The 21856-nt window shown below is 30.8% G+C and carries 13 protein-coding genes; 7 read left to right on the top strand and 6 right to left on the bottom strand.

Going from position 1 to position 21856, the window contains the following annotated elements; translation table 11 throughout:
- Positions 1 to 4 precede the first annotated feature (4 nt).
- Genes JMO20_RS11210 through pdhA form a run of 3 tightly spaced genes read right to left on the bottom strand, consistent with a single transcriptional unit; the run spans position 5 to position 3433 of the window.
- Positions 5 to 1354 (bottom strand): dihydrolipoamide acetyltransferase family protein, encoded by a 1350-nt coding sequence (locus tag JMO20_RS11210; RefSeq protein WP_202709760.1) that lies wholly within the window; start codon positions 1352 to 1354, stop codon positions 5 to 7.
- 15 nt (positions 1355 to 1369) lie between these two features.
- Complete coding sequence (locus JMO20_RS11205; protein ID WP_202709759.1) at positions 1370 to 2347, bottom strand: alpha-ketoacid dehydrogenase subunit beta; 978 nt, start codon at positions 2345 to 2347, stop codon at positions 1370 to 1372.
- Positions 2348 to 3433: a pyruvate dehydrogenase (acetyl-transferring) E1 component subunit alpha gene (gene pdhA, locus JMO20_RS11200; RefSeq protein ID WP_202709758.1), complete on the bottom strand. Its 1086-nt coding sequence runs from the start codon at positions 3431 to 3433 to the stop codon at positions 2348 to 2350.
- 222 nt (positions 3434 to 3655) lie between these two features.
- Here pdhA and JMO20_RS11195 point away from each other — a divergent pair, with 222 nt between their 5' ends.
- Positions 3656 to 4087 (top strand): PspC domain-containing protein, encoded by a 432-nt coding sequence (locus JMO20_RS11195; RefSeq protein ID WP_202709757.1) that lies wholly within the window; start codon positions 3656 to 3658, stop codon positions 4085 to 4087.
- 95 nt (positions 4088 to 4182) lie between these two features.
- Positions 4183 to 4821: an undecaprenyl diphosphate synthase family protein gene (locus JMO20_RS11190; protein WP_202709756.1), complete on the top strand. Its 639-nt coding sequence runs from the start codon at positions 4183 to 4185 to the stop codon at positions 4819 to 4821.
- Between the two features lie 33 nt (positions 4822 to 4854).
- Here the strand turns inward: JMO20_RS11190 and JMO20_RS11185 are convergent, their stop codons facing one another.
- A complete protein-coding gene (locus tag JMO20_RS11185; RefSeq protein WP_202709755.1) occupies positions 4855 to 5667 on the bottom strand; it encodes a metallophosphoesterase in 813 nt (270 codons plus the stop codon).
- 355 nt (positions 5668 to 6022) lie between these two features.
- Here JMO20_RS11185 and JMO20_RS11180 point away from each other — a divergent pair, with 355 nt between their 5' ends.
- From JMO20_RS11180 to JMO20_RS11165, 4 genes are all read left to right on the top strand, one after another.
- Positions 6023 to 10918: a nicotinate-nicotinamide nucleotide adenylyltransferase gene (locus JMO20_RS11180; protein ID WP_202709754.1), complete on the top strand. Its 4896-nt coding sequence runs from the start codon at positions 6023 to 6025 to the stop codon at positions 10916 to 10918.
- Positions 10915 to 12186: a lactate/malate family dehydrogenase gene (locus JMO20_RS11175; protein WP_341534022.1), complete on the top strand. Its 1272-nt coding sequence runs from the start codon at positions 10915 to 10917 to the stop codon at positions 12184 to 12186. Before JMO20_RS11180 ends, JMO20_RS11175 begins: the two co-directional genes overlap by 4 nt.
- Entirely contained in the window at positions 12183 to 13244 is a 1062-nt protein-coding gene (locus JMO20_RS11170) for a flavodoxin family protein (protein ID WP_202709753.1), read from the top strand. Before JMO20_RS11175 ends, JMO20_RS11170 begins: the two co-directional genes overlap by 4 nt.
- Before the next feature lie 301 nt (positions 13245 to 13545).
- Positions 13546 to 15207, top strand: a complete 1662-nt coding sequence (locus JMO20_RS11165) for a flavin monoamine oxidase family protein (RefSeq protein ID WP_279380108.1) — start codon at positions 13546 to 13548, stop codon at positions 15205 to 15207.
- A 139-nt stretch (positions 15208 to 15346) separates the two neighbouring features.
- Here the strand turns inward: JMO20_RS11165 and yjbM are convergent, their stop codons facing one another.
- Positions 15347 to 16153 carry a GTP diphosphokinase gene (yjbM, locus tag JMO20_RS11160; protein WP_202709751.1) on the bottom strand — a complete coding sequence of 269 codons (807 nt, stop codon included), beginning with the start codon at positions 16151 to 16153 and terminating at the stop codon, positions 15347 to 15349.
- A 688-nt stretch (positions 16154 to 16841) separates the two neighbouring features.
- On the opposite strand from yjbM, the gene JMO20_RS11155 reads away from it, so the two are divergent.
- Positions 16842 to 20060, top strand: coding sequence for an SNF2-related protein (locus JMO20_RS11155; protein ID WP_202709750.1), 3219 nt, complete (start codon positions 16842 to 16844; stop codon positions 20058 to 20060).
- Positions 20061 to 20074: 14 nt separating this feature from the next.
- Here the strand turns inward: JMO20_RS11155 and JMO20_RS11150 are convergent, their stop codons facing one another.
- Entirely contained in the window at positions 20075 to 21799 is a 1725-nt protein-coding gene (locus JMO20_RS11150) for a phospho-sugar mutase (RefSeq protein ID WP_202709749.1), read from the bottom strand.
- Positions 21800 to 21856: the final 57 nt, after the last annotated feature.

Genomic DNA, 21856 nt, shown 5'->3' with positions numbered 1-21856 from the left:
CCTCCTAGCTTAAAACCAAGAGCATTGGGTCATTTAATAATTCTTTAAGCCTCATTAAGAACCTTCCTGCATCTCCACCATCTATAACCCTATGATCAATGCAAAGAGTTATTGGCATTATATCTCTAATAGTTATTTCTCCATTCACTACTACAGGTCTTTTTTCTATTGCTCCCACTCCTAGAATAGCTACCTCAGGATATTTAATAACAGGAATACCATATTTAGCTCCAACAGCTCCATAATTAGTAATTGTAAAAGTACCATTTTGAAGCTTATCTAAGGAAATAGTTCTATTTCTGGCTTCTTCTTTAATTTCATCCATTTCTTTAGCTATCTGTAATATCCCCTTCTTATTGGCATCCTTAATGTTCGGTACCATTAATCCGTCAGGAGTATCGACAGCAGTCCCTATGTTATAATACTTTTTCAAGATTATTTCTTCATTTTTATAATCATAGCTTGAATTAAATACAGGATAATCCTGTAAAGCTATGGTTACAGCTTTAACTATAAAAGGCATAAATGTTAAATAAACATCTTGCTTTTCAGCTAAAGGCTTCTGCTCTTTTCTAAATTCAACTAACTTAGTTACATCAATATCATCCATTGTAGAGGCATGGGGAATCATTGATTTAGATAATACCATGTTCTTAGCAATGGTCTTTCTCATCATGGATACTGGAACACGCTCGACTTCTCCACTAATATCTATTTCAGGTATCTTAACTGGTGATGTGTATGCTAATGCATTATCTCGGTTTTCTTGGTTATTTCTAGTCTCAGAGCCTACATCTTTCTCACTAGATTTTTGAGTTTCATTAGCTTTATAGATATCATCCTTCATAACTCTTCCTGCTGGACCAGAACCTTCAATAGCATTTATATCTATACCTAAATCCTTAGCTAGCTTTCTCGCAACAGGTGTTGCTAACACTTTTTTCTTACTACTTTTCTTTGTTTGATGTGTTTCACTGCTACTTTCAATAACCTCAGAAGATACCTCAATTTCACCTACAACTCCAGCTGTTTCTTCTTCATCTTCAGATAAAGATTCCTTCTTATCCTTACTATCCACTTCTCTGCTTTCAGCTTCATTTTCTTCTACTGCTTCTCCACTTCCATCATCTATTTTAGCAATTACTTGCCCAACTTCTATTATATCTCCGACACTAGCCATTTTCTTAACTACCTTACCACTTACAGGTGACGGTATTTCTGCATTCACTTTATCAGTCTCCACTAAAAACAAGTCCTGACCTTCTTTTATTTCATCACCTTCTTCAAAAAACCATTTCAATAATTTACCTTCGTGTATTCCTTCTCCTATATCTGCAAATTTGAATTCAAACAAATTATTCACCTCCAGTTAAAAGCTTACGATTTCTCTAATCTTGTCTGCTATTTGTTTCGGCTCTATTATAAAGTGGTGTTCTCCCTTTGGTAATGGAATAGTAATATCAAATCCAGTAAGTCTTGTTGGCGGTGCTTCTAAATATAAAAATGCACCTTCATTAACTGTAGATATTAACTCTGCTCCTGGTCCAAATGATTTAAATGCTTCATGAACTACTAAAAATCTACCTGTCTTTTGCACTGATTCAATAATAGTCTCTTTATCCAAAGGAGATATAGTCCTTAAATCTATAAGTTCAACACTAATGCCTTCATCTTCTATTTCCTTTATCGCCTTTTGAGCTTCTCTTACTAATGCTCCCCAAACAACTACTGTTATATCTTCACCCTCTTGGACTATCTTAGCTTTTCCAATTGGTAGTGTATAATCTTCCTCTGGTACATCTTGCTTAAATGCTCTATAAATCCTCTTAGGTTCTAAGAAAATTACAGGGTCTGGATCTCTTATTGCTGCCAATAATAATCCTTTAGTATCGTATGGTGTTGATGGTATAACTACCTTTAATCCCGGAGTTTGAGCAAATATATCCTCCATACTCTCTGAATGATGCTCTAGAGCTCTAACACCTCCACCATAAGGCATTCTTATCACCATAGGCAAATTATATCTACCTCTAGTTCTATTTCTATATCTAGCTACATGACCTAATATCTGATTCATAGCTGGTAAAACAAATCCTGAGAATTGCATTTCTACTACTGGTTTCATCCCATTAACAGCCATACCAACTGCTGAACCAACTATTCCAGACTCAGCTAATGGAGTATCAAAGCATCTATCTACACCATGTTTCTTTTGAAGTCCAGCAGTAGCTCTAAATACTCCTCCTTCGAAGCCAACATCCTCACCATAAACTACAACCGATTTATCTCTTTCCATCTCTTTATCTAAGGCATGGTTAATGGCAGAAATATTATTTAGTAATGGCATCTATTTCACTCCCTTTTCTATATAATTCTTATATTCTTCATATTGTTCAATTAATTCAGGCGTCATTTCCTCATAATTATATTTGAAAATTTTTTCTAATGATATTTTTCCAGATTCTTCAACCTTTTTAAAATTACTATTAACTATATTCTCAAATTCTTCTTTTTGTTTTTCATCCTTCTCTTCATCCCAAAGATTTTTATCTATTAAATATTTTCTAAATCTAATTAATGGATCTTTTTCCTTCCACTCTTCCACTTCTACATCTTCACGATAAATTTTAGGATCATCAGAAGTGGTATGAGGCCCAAGTCTATAGGTTACAGTCTCAATAAGAGTTGGGCCTTCACCTTTTCTAGCCCTATCTACAGCCTCTTTAGTAGCTGCATATACAGCTAATACATCATTCCCATCAACCTGTATCCCAGGAATTCCAAAACCTATTGATTTCTGTGCTAAGGTTTTTGCCTTAGTTTGAAATTTCCTTGGAACTGATATAGCAAATTGGTTATTGGAAATTATAAATACTGTTGGTGTATTAAAAACTCCTGCAAAGTTTAAAGCTTCAGAAAATTCTCCTTGAGATGTTCCTCCATCTCCTACATAAGCTAAGGTAACTTCGTCTTCACCCTTAATATTAGTTGCCATCCCTATCCCTACTGCATGATTCAACTGAGATGCAATAGGTACTGATATCGGTAGCATTTTTACATTTTCAGGAAAATCACTTCCTGATTCATTTCCGTACCAATATAAAAATATTTGCTCTAAAGGCACTCCTTTATAAAGCCAAGCTCCCAATTCTCTAAAGGCTGGGACCAACCAATCTTTCTCTTCTGATGCCGCAATTGAACCTACTTGAGTAGCTTCTTGACCTTGATTAGGGGCATAAGTTAACATCCTACCCTGCCTTTGGTATTGTAAGGCTTTAATGTCAGCAACTCTTGTTAATAACATTGTCTTATAAATTTCAATTAATTTCTCATCTTCAATTTTAGGAACTAATTTTTTATCCTTTACATTCCCATCTTTATCTAATATAGATAGCATTTTACCCTCTAAAGGATTAAATTGATCTACTAGCATATTTTACCCTCCTAACTTTTTTGAAAGTGATTCTCATTTAATTATTTTATATATACCCCTATAAGTTTTGTCCATAACAAAAAAATAATTAAACCAAAAGCTTAGAAACAGGACCCTTGAATAATAAATATTAAGACTTTATATTTTTTCAATTATTTATAGAAGGATTTTTGACTTATGCATGTTATAATATTAACTAAGATCTATCAAGGGAGTGATTTCGTGAGCAAACAATTATATCGTTCTGAAAAGGATAATGTTATTAGTGGAGTTTGTGGTGGAATAGGAAAATATCTAAGCATTGATCCTACCCTAATAAGAGTTCTCTGGGTTTTATTAACCTTGTCCGAGTTTGGCATAGGGGTTTTTGCTTATATAGTATGTGCTATAATAATCCCCAGTAAATCTGATGTAGTGACTACTAATAGTGAGGGCTATGATTCACAGAATTTTGATTCTACATATGAATCTACTTCGGATTCACCTAAAAGTAAAAGGCATTCTAATGGGTCATATTCTTTAGGTATTGTTCTCATAGCTATAGGTGCTGTCTTAATACTAAAAAGATTTTATTCTTGGATTAATTTTGATTATCTATGGCCCGTACTCTTCATTATTGCTGGACTTATAATTATTTTTAAAAGAAATAGATAAACTTAGAAACCTTCTACTGTTGAAGGTTTTTCTTTTTGACTATTTTTAATATTATGTGGTTATAATATTAACCATAATCTAATAGGAGGTTGAATATGAGAGTTCCTAATCACATTGGAATAATCCCAGATGGGAACCGTAGATGGGCTTTAGAAAAAGGTTTTAGTAAAGAGAAGGGTTACAAGCACGGGTTATCCCCTGGGATTTCAGCATTTAGAATTTGTAAGAAAATAGGGGTAAAAGAGATTACATATTATGGCTTTACAATGGATAATACTAAAAGGCCAACTATTCAAACTATAGCTTTCACACAAGCTTGTATAGATGCAGTTGAAATGCTTTTAAAAGAAGATGCTTCTTTGCTAGTAATTGGAAATTCTAGTTCACCTATGTTTCCTAAGGAACTTTTACCTTATACAGAAAGAAGAGTCATAGGCAAAGGTGACATTAAGGTTAATTTCTTAGTAAATTATGGTTGGCAATGGGATTTAAAGAATTTTATGGAAAGTAAAAATAAAAGTGATATTTATAATCAACTAAAATCAAACGATATTTCAAGAGTAGATTTGATTATACGTTGGGGTGGAAGGAGAAGACTTAGTGGATTTCTACCAGTACAGTCGGTTTATTCTGATTTCTATGTGGTAGATGATTATTGGCCAGACTTTAAACCACAAAATATCCATGATGCATTAGATTGGTATGATAAGCAAGACATCACTTTAGGAGGATAAAAGCTCTATTTAAGAACTTTTATCCTTTTCTGTCTATCTAGAAATTGTTATCAAACTAATTTGACTTCTATTCCAAAATCTTATTGGTATTGTACTTGTACCTAGACCACTGTCTAGATATAATTTTGTTTCACTTCCTAAATCAAACACGCCTTTATCATATTTAGGAAAAAAACCTTGCCCTGGGGCTACTAAGGCACCTATTATAGGAAGTCTTATTTGTCCACCGTGGGTATGTCCCGATAAGATTAAGTCTACGAAAGAAGTATTTTCCCTACTTATAAGATCAGGAGAATGGGATAATAAAACTGTATATAAATCATTATTAACCCCTTTGATTGCCTCTTCAAAATTATCATGTCTTGTATATGAATCATCTACACCACAAATATTTACTATAAAATTCTCTTTTTTGAATACTTCACTTCTATTATTCAGTACCTTTACACCTTTTCCCTTTAACCCTTCTACCAATTCAGTATTTCTTCCTGTTCTCCATTCGTGATTCCCAGATACAAAGTATATCTGCGGGTTAATCTTTACTAATTTATCAACAAATGAATATATATAAGTAAAATCTTTTGTTTTTCCATCTATAAAATCTCCCGTGATTACAATTAGATCAGCTTCAGATTGTCTTATTAATTTAAAAAGTTTTTTATTAGCATTTGGAAATTTTTTATTATGCATATCAGAAACTTGAAGTATCTTTAGAGATTCGCCTTTCGGTATTTTGTCTGATTCCAGGTTCAAATAGTTTATTTTTGTATAGTTAACATCAAAGAAAATATAACCTATAGTTAAAGCTAATAGTAATAATACAGATATTGCTACTTTTTTAATCATCGTATCTCCCCTAACATTTCTTAATATCAGCATCCACTCTAATATTCTATCAGATTCTATAAACTTAGGTAACACCTTTTATTAATAATAAAAACCTGCAATGCTTTTTTTAGCAAAACAAGTCTACATGTTGTATAGTATCTTGAGCATTAATTTCTTTGCAAAATAAATTGTAAAGGATAAAATTTGGGTATAATTTAATAAAGTATAAACTAATACTAAATTGATATTAGAGGAAATTGAATAGTAAATATGCAATTTCCTAAATAAAATAATGTAGCATATATGTGCTACAACTAAAATTTACTGATATAATGGTAAATGTTATTATAGTTTAAAGAAGGAGGAACTATTTATGGACAACTTGCTCTATTCAAAATTATATAGCAAAATTTTAGCTACTTTAACTGAACCTAATTATCTCAAAAGGTTTAATATTGAAGAATCCTTTATAGTTAGGCATGTGGAGAGTGTGGCATTCTTAGCCAGACTTGAAAGCTTAATTGAAAATGAAGACTTTAGTTGTGATGGTACTTTAAATTTATGTAAGGATATTTTAGACGAGTTGGGTGGAGATGACTCTCCCGATAGTTGGCTTGAATACATATATCAATTTGCACTTAATAATTCTTTTCCCCACGCTGTTAGGATAAATTTCCATGAAAACTTAAATAAAGGTGCTATTATCTATCTTAGTATATTAAGGATCTTTTCATCGATTGAACGTAACACAGAAGATTTCAGGAATCAAGTGAAATATCCTCTTACTTTTTTAACTGGTAAAGAAGAAAAGGATTATAATGCTTCAAATGAGTACAGAAAATTTAAAAGAGTTTTTTATAGAGACTATATATATGAAATGATGAAGCTACACAGAGCAGTTACCGGTCATAATACTATTGACCACATTAGTGGTGTTCATCTTGTAGCCATGCACGTTGGTAAACAATTATATAATACTGGATTACCGGTTGATTTGGGTTGGGTTTCAGGTGCAGCTGCAGGACATGATATAGGTAAATTTGGGTGTGTTGGAAAAGAACTTAAAAGAGTTCCTTATTTTCATTACTACTACACTGAATTATGGTTTAAGAAACATAAAATGACATACATAGGGCATATTGCTGCTAACCACTCTACCTGGGATTTAGAACTTGAAAATCTTCCAATTGAGTCTTTAATACTGATTTACTCTGATTTTAGGGTGAAAAATAGGGTGACTGAAAACAATAAAAAGGATATGTATATCTATTCTTTGGAGGACTCATTTAATATTGTATTAGATAAATTAGACAATCTTGATGAAGCCAAAGAGAAGAGATATCGAAGGGTATATGCCAAGCTTAGAGACTTTGAAAATTATATGATTAGCCTTGGTATTAATGTAGATCCTTTTACAGAAGTAAGTCCTCCAGTTGAGACAAATTATTATCCACTAATGCAGAATCAACAAGTGATAGAGCATCTTAAGTATTTATCCATAAGTCATAATATAGATCTCATGGATAAGCTTAGAAATGAAGCATCACTTAGTTCTATTTTAGAGCTAGCCCGCAGTGAAAATGATTGGAAAGACTTAAGAGCTTATTTAACAATTTTTGAAGAATACTCTACATATTTAACTCAAAAACAGAAACTCATAACCCTAAATTTCTTATATGAATTATTAATTCATAAGGAAGAGGATGTTAGAAAGCAAGCTGCTGATTTAATTGGAATCCTAATAGCCACTTTTGATGAAGAATATAGAAAAGAGATTCCTGAAGGAGCAAAAAGAGAGTCTATCGAAATAACAAGTTTCGATTTATTAGATAAATATATACATTTATTTTTATTTCCTGACCATAAAATTTTAGAGGCCCATAGAGAATGGATAGGTTATAACCTAAGAGGCATGATTTCCTCTCTTTGCAATCGATGTAGTAGCGAAAAAAGAAAAAAATATAGAGATGTTTTATTAAAGTATTATGAAGAAGCTATTGATGGAGAAAAAAACATTCAATTTTACTTAATTCAAACTGTTAAATATGTGCCTTATATAAATCTTGATGATAAAATTTCTCAAAAGCTATTTGCCTTTATGCTAAAAATGTTGAGACATGATGATGTAGATATTCGTTTAGCTGCTTTAGATAGGATCTATAACTTACTTTATAGAATAAATAAAAACAACTCATTAGTGCGAAAGTTAATAGATATGTTTAAAGGAGACGTCTATTATTCAAAGGTTGCTGCCGAAAATTTCTTAAGATTAAAAATTGCAACAAAACTAAATTTAGATGATAATATTCTGAAACAATATAGACAGTTCTTTGAAGAAGATAACAAAAATACTTCTGACATTTTCTTGAAAAATCTTAAAAGTGCAACAAACTGGGTAAGCAAGAAGATTCATATTGAATTATTACTGGAGCAAGTAATTAAAAATCCTAAAAAACAAGGACTTCATACAGCCATGCATTTTTGTAATCTAATAAAAGTTAGTGCTGTAGAAAACGTTAGAAACCATGCTGGAGATGCTTTATTAAAAATATTCCCTATGCTTCCAATGGACCAAAGAAATGATGTAACTGTAGAATTATTAAGGGCTTTAGAGATTCAAGGCTATCATTTTACTAAGTATATTCCTAATTATTTAGGACAATTAATACTTTATTTGCAACCAGTGGAATTAGATGAATTAATTGATGATTTTATTGACAAAATGAAGCATTCAAATACTCAGATCAATTTATTGTTACTTAAAACTACTGGTGTAGCCCTAAAGAATTATCCCAAATATAAAAGCTTTTTTTCAGAACTAGAAGATGAAAATGCCTATAAGGAACGTCAAATTAGAATGCTAGGTATATTATTAAATGGCTTAGTTCATTTTGACACTCAAGTTAAGCAAGAGGCTTTCAGAATCATCGGTAAAGAAATATTTGGTTCCTTTGAATTGAATTTATATGAAAAAAGAGATGTCTTTCATCTAATCGCAAAAAAAATACTAACTTTATTACCTAAAAAAGAAGAGAATGAACTGTTATTCTTAAATGATGCAGCTTCTTTAAATCACATATATAGATTTATATCCGATTATGTGTTTTTTGAGGATGATTTATCACTAGATACAGTGAAAAAAATAGCATTTTTCCCAGGCACCTTCGATCCCTTCTCATTAAGTCATAAGGAAATAGCTAAGGCGATTAGAGATAAAGGATTTGAGGTATACTTAGCAGTAGATGAATTCTCTTGGTCTAAGAGAACTCAACCCCATAAGCTTAGGAGACGTATTATTAGCATGTCAATTGCAAATGAGCTAAATATATACCTTTATCCTCAGGATCTGCAAATTAACATTGCTAATCCTACAGATTTGACAGCCCTTAGAGATAATTTTCCTAATTCTAAGGTTCACATAGTAGTAGGAAGTGATGTTATAGTAAATGCTTCATCATATAAGGCAGATAAATCTGAAAATTCAATACATGACTTTCCTCATATTATCTTTGAAAGAAAAAGCTCTTTCTATTCTACTGAAGATGATATTGACTTTGAGAACGCCTTAAAAAGAATAAATAGAGATTCTATTGTTTTAACACTACCTCTGCAATATGAAGACATTAGTTCGACTCAAATTAGAAATTATATTGATGAAAACAGGGATATTTCACAATTAATTGATCCATTGGCTCAAAACTTCATTTATGAATTTGGCTTATACAGACGAGAACCGCAGTACAAATCCCTAATACAAACTAAATCTATTAATATAGAAATTTATGATGATGTAGATGATTATATTATTAAAGAATTATATGATAACTTTTTTGAAGGCAATGAAAGAGCTATTGAAAAGTTCAAAGAGCTAAAAACCAAACTTAGTCCAAGGGTTTTAATAATTAGAGATATCCATGATACTAATAAAATATTAGCTTTTTCAGCCTTCCATTGGGTAAGATCTAGTATGCTCTTCAATCAATTTAAAGATAATAATGTATCGGAATTCGTTAGGGAAAATGCTGTTGGTAGAATTATTGTTATAGACGGAATCTTTACTAATTCTTCTCCAAGACTGAAGGATTTAGAACAAATTACTTTAACGGAGACATTGGCCTTTTGTTTGGCAAAAGACTATACTTATGCTATCTTCAATGATTTTTTTCAAGAAGGTACTTCATCGTCCTTGCACGAAACCTTAAAATTACAAGGATTTGAACAGTTACCTTATGGAGATGAAAGTGATTCTATTTTCTCAGTTAGTATGACAAATCCATGTACCCTCAATTTAGATATTGAAACTGTTATAAAGGAGCCTTTTAGAAGTAATGAAAATGTTCAGAAAGCATTATTAAGATCAAGAAAAAGATTGCAAAAATCTCTTACTAAATTGTATCCTGGGCAATTGATTATATCCTTTGATAGAGATATATTATATGAAAAGCTCGTTGAAAAGATCTGTGACGTAAATAAAGTATCTACTGAACAAACTTTCCCTAGAAAACTAGGAAATAAAATGTGTGTCCCCTTTGGCTCTATATTAAGCGGCTATACTATTCCGAATACAGTAACTAAGTCAATGCACACAGAAAAAATGTTCGAACCAGATATTAAAAGCTTTGATATAGGTCCATTTCCAAATTATATGAATTTGGAAAACCAAATCAAGATGCTTAAGTCCTTCGGTAAGCCAGTTATCTTAGTTGATGACCTATTAAATAAAGGCTATAGGATTAAAGCCATAGATCCAATTATAAAAAATGAAGATTTAAAAGTTGAGAAAATCATTGTCGGTATTCTAAGTGGACGAGGTAAGGAATTAATGGATATTCAAGGAAGAGACGTAGACAGCGCATATTTTATACCAAATTTAAAGGTATGGTTTAATGAAAATTCACTATACCCTTTTATAGGAGGAGATACTGTATGGAGAGGATATTTTCCTGAAAGAAATCTATTATCCTCAATTAACTTTGTTTTGCCCTATGCTTCTCCAACCTTTATTAAAAATACTAAAAATGATTCAGTATATGAATTGTCAGAAACTTGTTTGAGAAACTCACTAGAAATAATTTCGACATTAGAAAAAGAATATCGTATGATACATGAAAGAAACTTAACACTAAAACACTTAGGTGATGTTTTCACCACACCTAGATGTCCTGATCATGGTAAAAGCATTGATTACGATTTGAACTTAAAACCAACCCAATATCTAAAAAATGATTTAGAGCATCTTAAAAGAATCGAAGATATTATTAGGAGGTGATTAGGATTTATTACTATAAACTTAAGAATAAAATATTATTTTCATTTAATGAATACAAAAATCTAGACTCTATTAATGATAAAGACGCTAAAGAAAATACCAAAGATAATAATATAATATATTTCCTGGGTGAATTAAATCCTGAAAAATCTAGAAGAAGTTTTGCATTGTCAGATCCATCCCTTATATTTCTTGAATATGAAGGAATCAACTTAATTAATAAAAATAAAACATATAAAACTAATATAAACATTATTCCACAATGGATTCAGTCAAAGATTGATGCTAAGGAAGTAACTTTTATTAATACTAATTATCCCAATTGGGAGTCAGCCTTAGATATATATAAACCCAAGAAATGGAAAGTGAATGTCTTAGGTCTTGGTGACGTTGGAACTACTTTGTTAACAGGACTGAGGCTGTTAGGGGATGATTCTATATCTGAAATTGGTATATATGCTAGGTCTAAAAATAAAGTTAAGCGGTGGGTATTAGAGATGAATCAAGTACTTTCGCCCTTTAATTCAAAATCATTCCCAACTGTAGTAGGTGTATCGAAGGAAGAATTATTTGATTGTGACATGTTTGTTTTCTGTGCATCAAAAGGAGTTCCTCCCGTTGGAAGTGATATTGATGATGTTCGAATGTTCCAGTTTAAAGAGAATTCAAAAATCATCACTGAATATGGAAAAATGGCTAGAGAAAAAGACTTTAAAGGAATATTTGCGGTTGTATCCGACCCAGTAGACCTACTATGTAAAGTGTCTTTCTTAGAGAGTAACAGAAATGAATCTGGAGAGCTTGACTTTAAGGGCTTAGCCCCTGAACAAATTAGAGGTTATGGCTTGGGAGTTATGAATGCCCGCGCCTCTTATTATGCACAGCAAGAGGAAGAAACAATTGCCTATCTAAACGAAGGTCGAGCTTTTGGTCCCCATGGTGACGGACTAATTATTGCTAATAGTATTGCAAACTATGATGATGCTATTTCTAATTATTTAACTGAAAAAGCTCAAACAGCAAATCTTGAGGTTAGAGAAATAGGATTCAAGCCATATATAGCTCCTGCTCTTTCCTCTGGTACTTTATCAATTCTTGCAACAATAAGAGGACAATGGCACTACAGTGCTACTTATATGGGTGGTGTTTTCATTGGAGCAAACAATAGATATATAAATTCAGGTATAGAATTAGAACAACTAAAATTACCTGAATTGCTAATAAATAAATTGAAAAATACCTATAGAAAATTGGAGGATATAATATGAAAGAGTTATACCTAATTATTCCTGAAAAACCAAGTAATATTCTTTCTCAGATGGTTGATCAAGCAATTTCTTCTTTAACTTCAGATAATCAAGTTACTATTATTAATAATGAAATAAATCTACCAGATTTAAAAAACAAAAAAATATTATTTGCTATCGAAACTAACGAGGCCGGATATAATATTGGAATTTCCAAGATATTTACAGAATTATATAAACGTGGGAAGGATTCATTGTATGGGTCCCATGGTGGTATACTCATTCATAGTGATAATGAATTATTTACTAAGTCGATATCTCAGGATATATTGTTCCATGCAAATCAATTGGGGTGTCGATTCCCTGGAAGACCTATTATTGAGGCAACAGGGTCATTAGGTAATTTACTCACTCTTCAAAAGGTCATAAAAAAGCCTTTAGAAGAGGTTTGCTTAACTCTTTCAGAAAAGCTTGGTAATACAATAATAAGTGATAATCCAAAATTAATTGAAAATCCAAATATTCTTGTTTTACATGCCAGTAACCGTAAAACATCAAATACTCTCAACCTTTGGGATATGGTGAAAAAGCATTTAAAAGGACATAACATAAAGGAGATACATATTGAGAATGGCACAGTCAGGGACTGTTTTGGATGTCCATATAAAACATGTAAGCACTATGGAGAGCAAACAAGTTGTTTTTATGGTGGAATTATGGTTGAAGAGGTGTATCCTGCTATATTAGAAGCAGACGCTGTAGTTTGGATATGTCCTAATTATAACGATTCTCTATCAGCAAATATGTCCGCAGTTATTAATAGATTAACTGCTTTATTTAGAAAAACTAAATTCTATGATAAGAGTATTTTTGGAGTTATAGTTTCAGGTAACTCTGGAAGTGATGTTTTATCTAAGCAATTAATTAGCGCATTAAATGTAAATAAAACCTTTAGACTTCCACCCTATTTTAGTATAATGGCTACTGCTAATGATAAAGGGGCCATTTTTAGGATTCCAGATATTGAAAGGGAAGCCGAAAGGTTTGCTAAAAATATGATTAGAGAGATTAAAGCATAACAAATAATAAAAAAATAGTAATAAAAAAGCTTGAGAAGTGAACTTTCACTTCTCAAGCTTTTTTATTATTTCAATTCTCTTTCCATTAGATTCTTAGAAGAATATTACTCTCATAACTTAATAAAAATTTATTATGTAATATCCTGAATTACCTAAAATCTATTCTAAATTTATTTTAAAACAATATATTATTAGTAAAGCATATATTACACATTTACTTATTTTAAAATTAATCTTTATTGCTTTGTGCATATTTATAATTTCAATTCGTATTTAAATATTCTAATAGGAGATGATTTTTATGGATAACCTCCCACCCCAACCCAATAATCCTACTAGAGATCAAAGATACAATCTAATTAAATATAGTCTTATGGAGCAAAATAGATTAGAGGATTTCCCCTACATTATTAACAATCTAAGTCCACCAGAAGATATAACTAGAATAGCTAATCCTGGAGAGTTCAAGAATATTAAAATAGGAATCATTGGCGGTGGCATGGCTGGCCTGTCAGCAGCTTTTGAGCTTAGAAAATTAGGTTTTGACATTACTATATTCGAAGCTTTAAAGGATAGAATTGGCGGTAGAATATATACATATTATTTTAATGAAGAAAAAACCTTATATAGTGAACTCGGAGCCATGAGACTACCAGTATGTCATGAGACCACATGGCATTATATCGACCTCTTCAACCTTGATACTCGACCCTTTGTACAGTCCGTTGAAAACGGACTTATTTATGCTAATGATATTAGAGTTAGAAACGACTCATCAGGTATAAATGTAATGGAGAAAATCTATCCTAAGTACAATTTGACCCCTTGGGAACGTATAACTCCTTGGATGGATTTATTAGACTATGGATATAAGATGCAACTTTTTTCAATGCCAACAAGAGTAAGAGCTGAGCTAGTAAAAGTGCTCGCTAAGTATAGTCCTCAAATCTTATATTGGGATTCTCTTAATAATCGACAACTTTATGAGCTAGTGGGTTTGAGTGAAAGTGCAATAATGATGTTATCTAATATATCTAGCTTTGGTAGTTCCTTTAACTATTATAATACAATGGATATCTTATATGAGTATTACACACTTACTTTTACATATCTTTATGAAATAATAGGAGGACTTGTTAAGCTTCCTGAAGCCCTATATGATTCTCTAGTTAATGATACCCCTAGTGAATATCCTAATATACCTAATGAATTATTAGGAAAAGTCAACTGGCAAAGTGGAACTACTGTTAATGGTGTCTTCTATAACTACACTAATGACAAAGTAGTTTTAAGATATAAAAATGATGCAAATACCATTGATGAAATGGAAGAGTTTGATTATATTGTTTGTGCCATACCATTCTCGGTTCTTAGAACTATTGAAATATATCCTCAGTTTAGTAATACTAAAATGCAAGCAATTAAAGAACTAGGATATGCAGGTGCACAAAAAACTCTATTATTATGTAAGGAAAGGTTTTGGGAACAGGGCGGACCAAATGAAAGAATCTTAGGAGGTGGCTCATTTACTGACCTTCCAATATTGTCTATATGGTATCCTTCTGATTTTAAAGAGAATAAACAAAAAGGAGTTCTTATTGCATCATATAACTTTACATCGGATTCACTCAGACTAGGTAATATTCCTAAGCCTACAAGAGTAGATATGATTAAAAATCAAGTGGCAGAGGTACATGGTTTAACCTTTGAATATATAGATTCTATAGTTGAAGATTATGCTTCTATACAATGGTATAATCATCCTCAGTCCTTAGGAGCATTTTCGTATTTTCTACCTGGACAGAAAAGATTATTCTCATACCCAGTTACACAACCAGAATATAATAATAAGGTCTTTTTTGCAGGTGAGCATATTTCTGTATCCCATGGTTGGATTAATGGAGCTGCATTAACAGGAATGAAAGCTGCGAACAGCATAGCTAAGGCAGCTAAATTTAAATAGAAGGTTTAAGTAAAACGCTTCAAAATAGTATATACTATTTTGAAGCGCTCTATTTTTCACTTTAATTTTCCATAAACTTAATTGTTACTTATCCTAAAACTTAATTGTTACTTATCCTACATACTTTCTTACTTTAAATCTAAGAATAATATTTTAGCTCATACCTGGCCATTAATTCATCTAGTTCACGATTCAATTCTCTTAGTTCAGGTACATTACCTTTTTCTTGTAAGATTGTAAACTTCTCTCTTATTCTTTCTACCTGTTGATTTCTACCAATAAAGTATAAGTTCTGCATTTTTTTCACTATATCTTCTACTAATGATGATTTTGCCTGAAAAACTTCTTGAGCTTCCATTACCTCTTCCCTTATTTCTGACATTTCTTTATCTAGTTTGAAAGCCGCCTCTGCAGCATTTCTTAATCTATTCTTTATATTATCAGGTATATTATGTTGGAATTTATAATTTAAAGAATGCTCAATAGTAGCCCAGAAATTCATGGCAAGAGTTCTAATTTGTATCTCAGCAAGTATTTCCTTTTCACCAAAAGCCGTATGTACTGGATATTTAATTATAATATGATAACTTCTATATCCACTGCCTTTATTATTAGTTATGTAATCTCTCTCTTCAACAATAGTTAAGTCCTTACCACTTCTATCTCTTATCAGCTGAGTGACTCTATCTATATCTTCAACGAATTGACACATGATACGTATACCTGCTATATCCTCTATTTTTTCTTCTATCTCATCTAAAGAGATTTCTCTTAACTTTGCTTTATTTATAATACTCGTTATTCTTTTAGTCCTACCTGTAACAAATTCTATAGGAGAATATTCATCCAGTCTTCTAAATTCATTTCTAATACTCTTAAATTTAACCTTAAGCTCTTCTACTGCTTGCTCATAAGGAATTAGTAGGTTTTTCCAGTCTTTTATCATGCTCTACCCCTCCTAAGCTTAATTATATCCATCATTAACTATTCTAGTACATTACAATAATTAAATTATCATCCTAAATTCCCCCCAAGTAATCTACACAAAATATATTATATCATTTTTTCTAAATATTAATAGGGGTATGCAGACTCATAATAATATATTTTTTTAGATTAAATTGGTTATACTCTTTCAAAATCTCTTTTACTTAAAATAGTAGTATTTGATGAACAATAATACATATGAAAACCCTGCTACAGACCTGTAGCAGGGTTTTATATAAGCTATTCTAAATACCAATTTAGCATCCATAATATGGATAGCAGAACAACACAACTAACAACAAGAAGAAAAACAATAATTCACTGCTATATCCGTAACATCCATCAGCCATACTTTTCACCCTTTCATATATCATTTACACTAAACTAAATTCCTACCTTGAGAAATATGGGAAGCACCATATAATAACTAATAGCAAGAAGAAAAATAGTAATGAATCACCTTCATTCTGAGCTCCTCCACCAAACCCATATCCCATGATTTCACCTCACTTTAAAATTCAGATAGGATAATTTCTATCCTACTATAATATATGCTTATCACTATATTTTGTGAAAGTTATGTTTAATAGCTGTATATAAATGATATAATTAGTATATTGACCTTTTATTTTGGAGTTGATTATTTTATGAATATAACAAAACTTGAGAAATATATAAGTAATAAAATGTATAATAGAGGATATGAATACTATGAAGATAATAAAATCATAGGTGCATATTATGATGAAAATAAAAATAGGATTGTAAGTTCTGTTATAGGGACAGATATATATGATGCAATATTTAATTTTGATGACTATAATGAGCTGAAAAGTGTCTCTTGCACTTGTCCATATTTTAAAAAAGAAAAGGATGTTTGTAAGCATTTAGCAGCTTTATATTTCTATCTTTCAAATGGAAATCTCAAGAAAATTGTAAAAAATAGTAATAAATATGAGAATAGCAAGATCACCAGCACCTTTGCTAAGAAAAATATGGAGTCGCTTTTCCTCAATAAATATCTAACTAATAACTCTCCAATTTTTAAAACTCCATTAAAAACATACTATAGAATACATTATCAACCGTATAGCTTTTATAACTTTACTCAACTATCTCTTAAATTAGGTGTTGACCAGTTATATGTAGTAAATAATTTAGAAGATTTACTAACATCTATAGAAAGTAATACTCCTTTATTTTTTGGTAAAAAATTCACTTTTGATCCAAAAATACATAAATTTTCCGATGAAGATAGAAAAATTTTTGATTTTATATTTGATTTATACTCAACACAAAAATTAATATCAATGGGGAGTCACTATTCTCCAGACAAAATAATAACTAATAAAGGTCTAAGTCTGGATAAAAAACTTTTTATAAGATTCCTAAAACTACTAGGCAATTCTCCATTTGAGTTAAAAATTGAAGATACAAAAATTTCCGATGTAACTACAGAATTTAAAAGTACCCCTTTTAATTTAGCTTTAGATTCTATTAAAACTAGAACCGTCGCAAAGATAAATTCTCCTAAACCCTATAATATTTTATCAAATGACGATGATATAATAGTTTATTCTGATAAAAAGTTGTTTGTGATAAATGATAAAAGTGATATTTTTCCTTTTATAAAATTTAGTTTAGATAATAATTCAAAGCAAATATTTTTCTCTAAAGAAAATGAAGAAAAAATAATCAGCTTTATTTCCACAATAAAAGATAAAAATAATGTTTATCTTTCTAAAGAAATTAAAGAAAGGTTTATTCACGAAGAGCTTAAAACATCTTTATATATAGATAAGTTCAAGAGTGGTATTTCGGTTGAGATAAAATTTAACTATGGAGACGAATATATCAATCCCTACTCACAAGAGAAACTAAATCCTTATGTTATAAGAGACTACGACGGAGAAGAAGAAATTCATAACATATTTGAAAGTTCTTATTTTATAGTTTCTAATGGAAAGCTCTATTTATCGGGTACAAATAAAATTTTTAGATTTTTTAAAGAAACTCTTTCTGATCTTAGAGATTTATGTGATGTATACTATACTGATGCTGTGAAGAACTATTATACGCCAAGAATCAATTCAGCCAAAGTAACAATAAACTCACTGCTTAATGGTAATTTATTTGATATTTCAATTGACATGGATGATTTTGACAAAGATGAAATTTATGAAATACTTCAAGCAATCAAAGAGAAAAAGAAATTTCATAAACTAAAGTCTGATAGACTAGTTAATCTTGAAGAAGATGTGCCACAAGAAATTTCTTCTTTATTAGAAAATATAGATACATCAGAAATTAAAGGAAATACAATTAGTCTAGATAAATATAGAATAGTCAATGTATTTAATAATATTGATGAAAATATTAGCTATGATGAAATAGAAAATAGTGATTATATCTTCAACATAGTAGATAAAATTAAGAATTTTAATCCTAAAGATATAAAAATCCCTAACCCTTTCGAGACTATACTAAGAGACTATCAGAAAATTGGTTATAAGTGGCTGAGTAACTTAGCAAATGTTGATTTTGGTGGGATATTAGCCGATGATATGGGACTAGGAAAAACTATCCAAGCAATTACATTTATGTATGCTATTAAGAATCAAGGAACTTCATTAGTAGTAGCTCCTTCATCTCTTTTATATAATTGGAAAGAGGAAATAGAAAAATTTGCTCCTGAACTTAAAACATTAGTAGTAGCTGGTCCAAAATCAACACGTGAGGAGGCAATTGCTGAGTTAAGTAAATATGATGTTTTAATTACATCTTATCCTCTAATTAGAAGGGATGTTGAGTTATATGGGAATTTTAATTTTAATTGTTTTATTTTAGATGAAGCTCAACATATAAAGAATCCTGATTCATTAAATGCAAAGTCTGTAAAATCTATTAAAAGTAATTATAGATTTGCTTTGACCGGTACTCCAATTGAGAATTCCTTAACAGAATTATGGTCTATCTTTGATTTCATACTTCCAGGTTTTCTATTGTCTCAAGGGAAGTTTTCTAATCAATTCGAAAAACCCATTGTCAAGGATAAAAATAGGAAAAGCTTAGATAAACTAACAAATACCATTTCTCCTTTTATTTTAAGGAGAAAAAAGGCAGATGTTCTTAAAGAACTTCCAGAAAAAATTGAAAGTAAATTACTATGTGATTTGACTAAGAAACAAAGGCAGCTTTATGATGCTTATCTTTTTGATATGAAAGTAAAAATTGACCAGAAGATAACAAAGGATGGTTTTGATAAAAGTAGATTTGAAATTTTATCTTATATCACTAGACTTAGACAAATATGTTGTCATCCAAGTGTCTTTATGGACAATTATGAAGGTAAAAGTGGCAAAATAGAACTCTTAAATGAACTGCTAGAAGAGCTTATAGATTCTGGACACAAAATTCTTTTATTTTCTCAGTTCACTTCCCTATTAAGCCTTATTAAATCTGAGTTGGATAGAAGAAATATAAGCTATAGTTATCTAGATGGTCAAACCAAGGTGTCTGAAAGAATGAACTTAGTTAAAGATTTTAATAATAGTGATAAAGATGTTTTTCTTATTTCTTTAAAGGCAGGTGGAACTGGATTAAATCTTACCTCTGCAGATACTGTTATCCATTTTGATCCTTGGTGGAATCCTGCTGTTGAAGACCAAGCTACAGATAGGGCCCATAGAATTGGACAATTGAACTCTGTAAATGTATATAAATTAATTGCTAAAGATACAATTGAAGAGAAGATTTACCAACTTCAATTAAAGAAAAAGGAATTGATAGACTCTGTTATTAAAAAAGGAGAAAGCTTTGTAACAGCATTAAGTGAAAAAGAAATCAGGGAATTATTTGAGATATAATTCCCTGATTTTTTTTATTCTATTGAATTTAATTTCCCCATCACTGCTTCTTCAATATTTTCTATCTTAGATTCAGCTTCTTCTAAACTTTTTCCCTTAGAATAAATATAAATCTTTATTTTAGGTTCAGTTCCTGAAGGCCTAATAGCATACCATGACTCATCATCTAATATAAATTTCATAGCATTTTGTTTTGGAATATCTATTGGCTCTTTATCTCCTGTTTTTATGTCTAATACACTTTCATCTAAGAAATCAATAAATTTAACTAAATTTGATCCTTTAATATCTTTTAAATATCCAACTCTATACTCTTTCATCATTCTTTGTATTCTCTCTTGTCCTTCTATTCCTTCTAATACTAATGAAAAAAGTTTTTCTGAATAATATCCATACTCACTAAATATACTCTCTAATATATCTAATAACGTCTTATTTTTAGTCTTATAATAAGCTGCTGCTTCACATAATAGCATTGATGCACTCACTGCATCTTTATCCCTTACTTCAGTTCCATAAGTATATCCAATGCTTTCCTCGTATCCGAAAATAAAATCATATTCATTTGTTCTTTCAAATTCATTTGCCTTACCACAAATGTTTTTAAACCCAGTTAGTGTATCAACTGTTTCCACATTATAGCTTTTAGCTATAACCTTTCCTAAATCCCCAGTTACAATAGACTTAACGATGGCGCCATTATTTGGTATACTATTTTGTTCTTCACGTGCTTCCAATATATAATTTATTAAGATTGCACCTATTTGATTACCATTTAAAGCCTCATAATTACCATCACCATTCTTAACCATGCATCTAACTCTATCACAATCAGGATCAGTGGCTATTAGTAAGTCTGCATTTTTTTCTTGACCTAATTTAATAGCATATTCAAAGGAATTTAAATCCTCTGGATTTGGATATCCTACAGTTGTAAAATCTGGATCAGGATTTTCTTGCTCAGGAACTACAAATATGTTATTAAATTCTTGTTCTCTTAACACTCTTCTTACAGGCACATTTCCTGTACCATTTAATGGAGTATAAACAATTTTTATATTTTTGTCTACCTCATTACGTAGAGACAGGTTTCTCACCATTTCTATATAGTCATCATCTATATCCTTACCTATTATTTCTAACAATTCCTTATCAAGTGCTTCCTTTTCATCCATTATTTTTACATCAGAATAGTTTTTAATATCTCCTATTTCATCAGTAATCTCATTTGCTATATCAGAAAGTATCTGAGAGCCTTCTTCCCAATAGACCTTATATCCATTGTAGTCCTTTGGATTATGACTTGCAGTTACTACTATTCCAGATATTGCATTAAGCTTTCTTATAGTATATGATAGCTCTGGAGTAGGCCTTATCCCTTCAAAAAGATAAGCTTTAATGCCATTTTGAGCTAAGACTAATGCAGCAGTTTTAGCAAACTCATCTGAATAGTGCCTAACATCATATGCAATGGCTACTCCTCTAGCCATAGCTTCCTTACCTCTTTTTTTGATCACCTCAGCAAGTCCTTGAGTTGTAGTAGAAATTATGTATTTGTTCATTCTATTTGTTCCTGCCCCAATTTTCCCTCTAAGACCAGCAGTCCCAAATGCAAGTTCTTTATAAAACCTGTCCTCAATTTCCTCTTTATCATTCTCAATAGATTTTAGTTCTTCTCTAGTTATTTCATCAAAAAACTCATTATTTAACCATTCTAGGTACTTTTTATTATAATCCAAACTAATCCTCCTCACCAATTTTGTTTGCCATTTATATTTTAACATAATATTATTTTA

The organism is Sporosalibacterium faouarense, from assembly GCF_016765695.1.
In the GTDB taxonomy this organism is placed as follows: Bacteria; Bacillota; Clostridia; order Tissierellales; family VENL01; genus Sporosalibacterium; species Sporosalibacterium faouarense.
Note: the sequence above shows the minus strand (reverse complement) of the source record. Positions and strands in the feature narration are given on the sequence as shown.

Bases quoted from the DNA above. Each gene is read 5' to 3' on its own strand.
- yjbM (WP_202709751.1), bottom strand. From the start codon at position 16,153: ATGATAAAAGACTGGAAAAACCTACTAATTCCTTATGAGCAAGCAGTA.
- JMO20_RS11190 (WP_202709756.1), top strand. From the start codon at position 4,183: ATGAGAGTTCCTAATCACATTGGAATAATCCCAGATGGGAACCGTAGA.
- JMO20_RS11170 (WP_202709753.1), top strand. From the start codon at position 12,183: ATGAAAGAGTTATACCTAATTATTCCTGAAAAACCAAGTAATATTCTT.
- JMO20_RS11180 (WP_202709754.1), top strand. From the start codon at position 6,023: ATGGACAACTTGCTCTATTCAAAATTATATAGCAAAATTTTAGCTACT.
- JMO20_RS11205 (WP_202709759.1), bottom strand. From the start codon at position 2,347: ATGCCATTACTAAATAATATTTCTGCCATTAACCATGCCTTAGATAAA.
- pdhA (WP_202709758.1), bottom strand. From the start codon at position 3,433: ATGCTAGTAGATCAATTTAATCCTTTAGAGGGTAAAATGCTATCTATA.
- JMO20_RS11165 (WP_279380108.1), top strand. From the start codon at position 13,546: ATGGATAACCTCCCACCCCAACCCAATAATCCTACTAGAGATCAAAGA.
- JMO20_RS11185 (WP_202709755.1), bottom strand. From the start codon at position 5,667: ATGATTAAAAAAGTAGCAATATCTGTATTATTACTATTAGCTTTAACT.
- JMO20_RS11155 (WP_202709750.1), top strand. From the start codon at position 16,842: ATGAATATAACAAAACTTGAGAAATATATAAGTAATAAAATGTATAAT.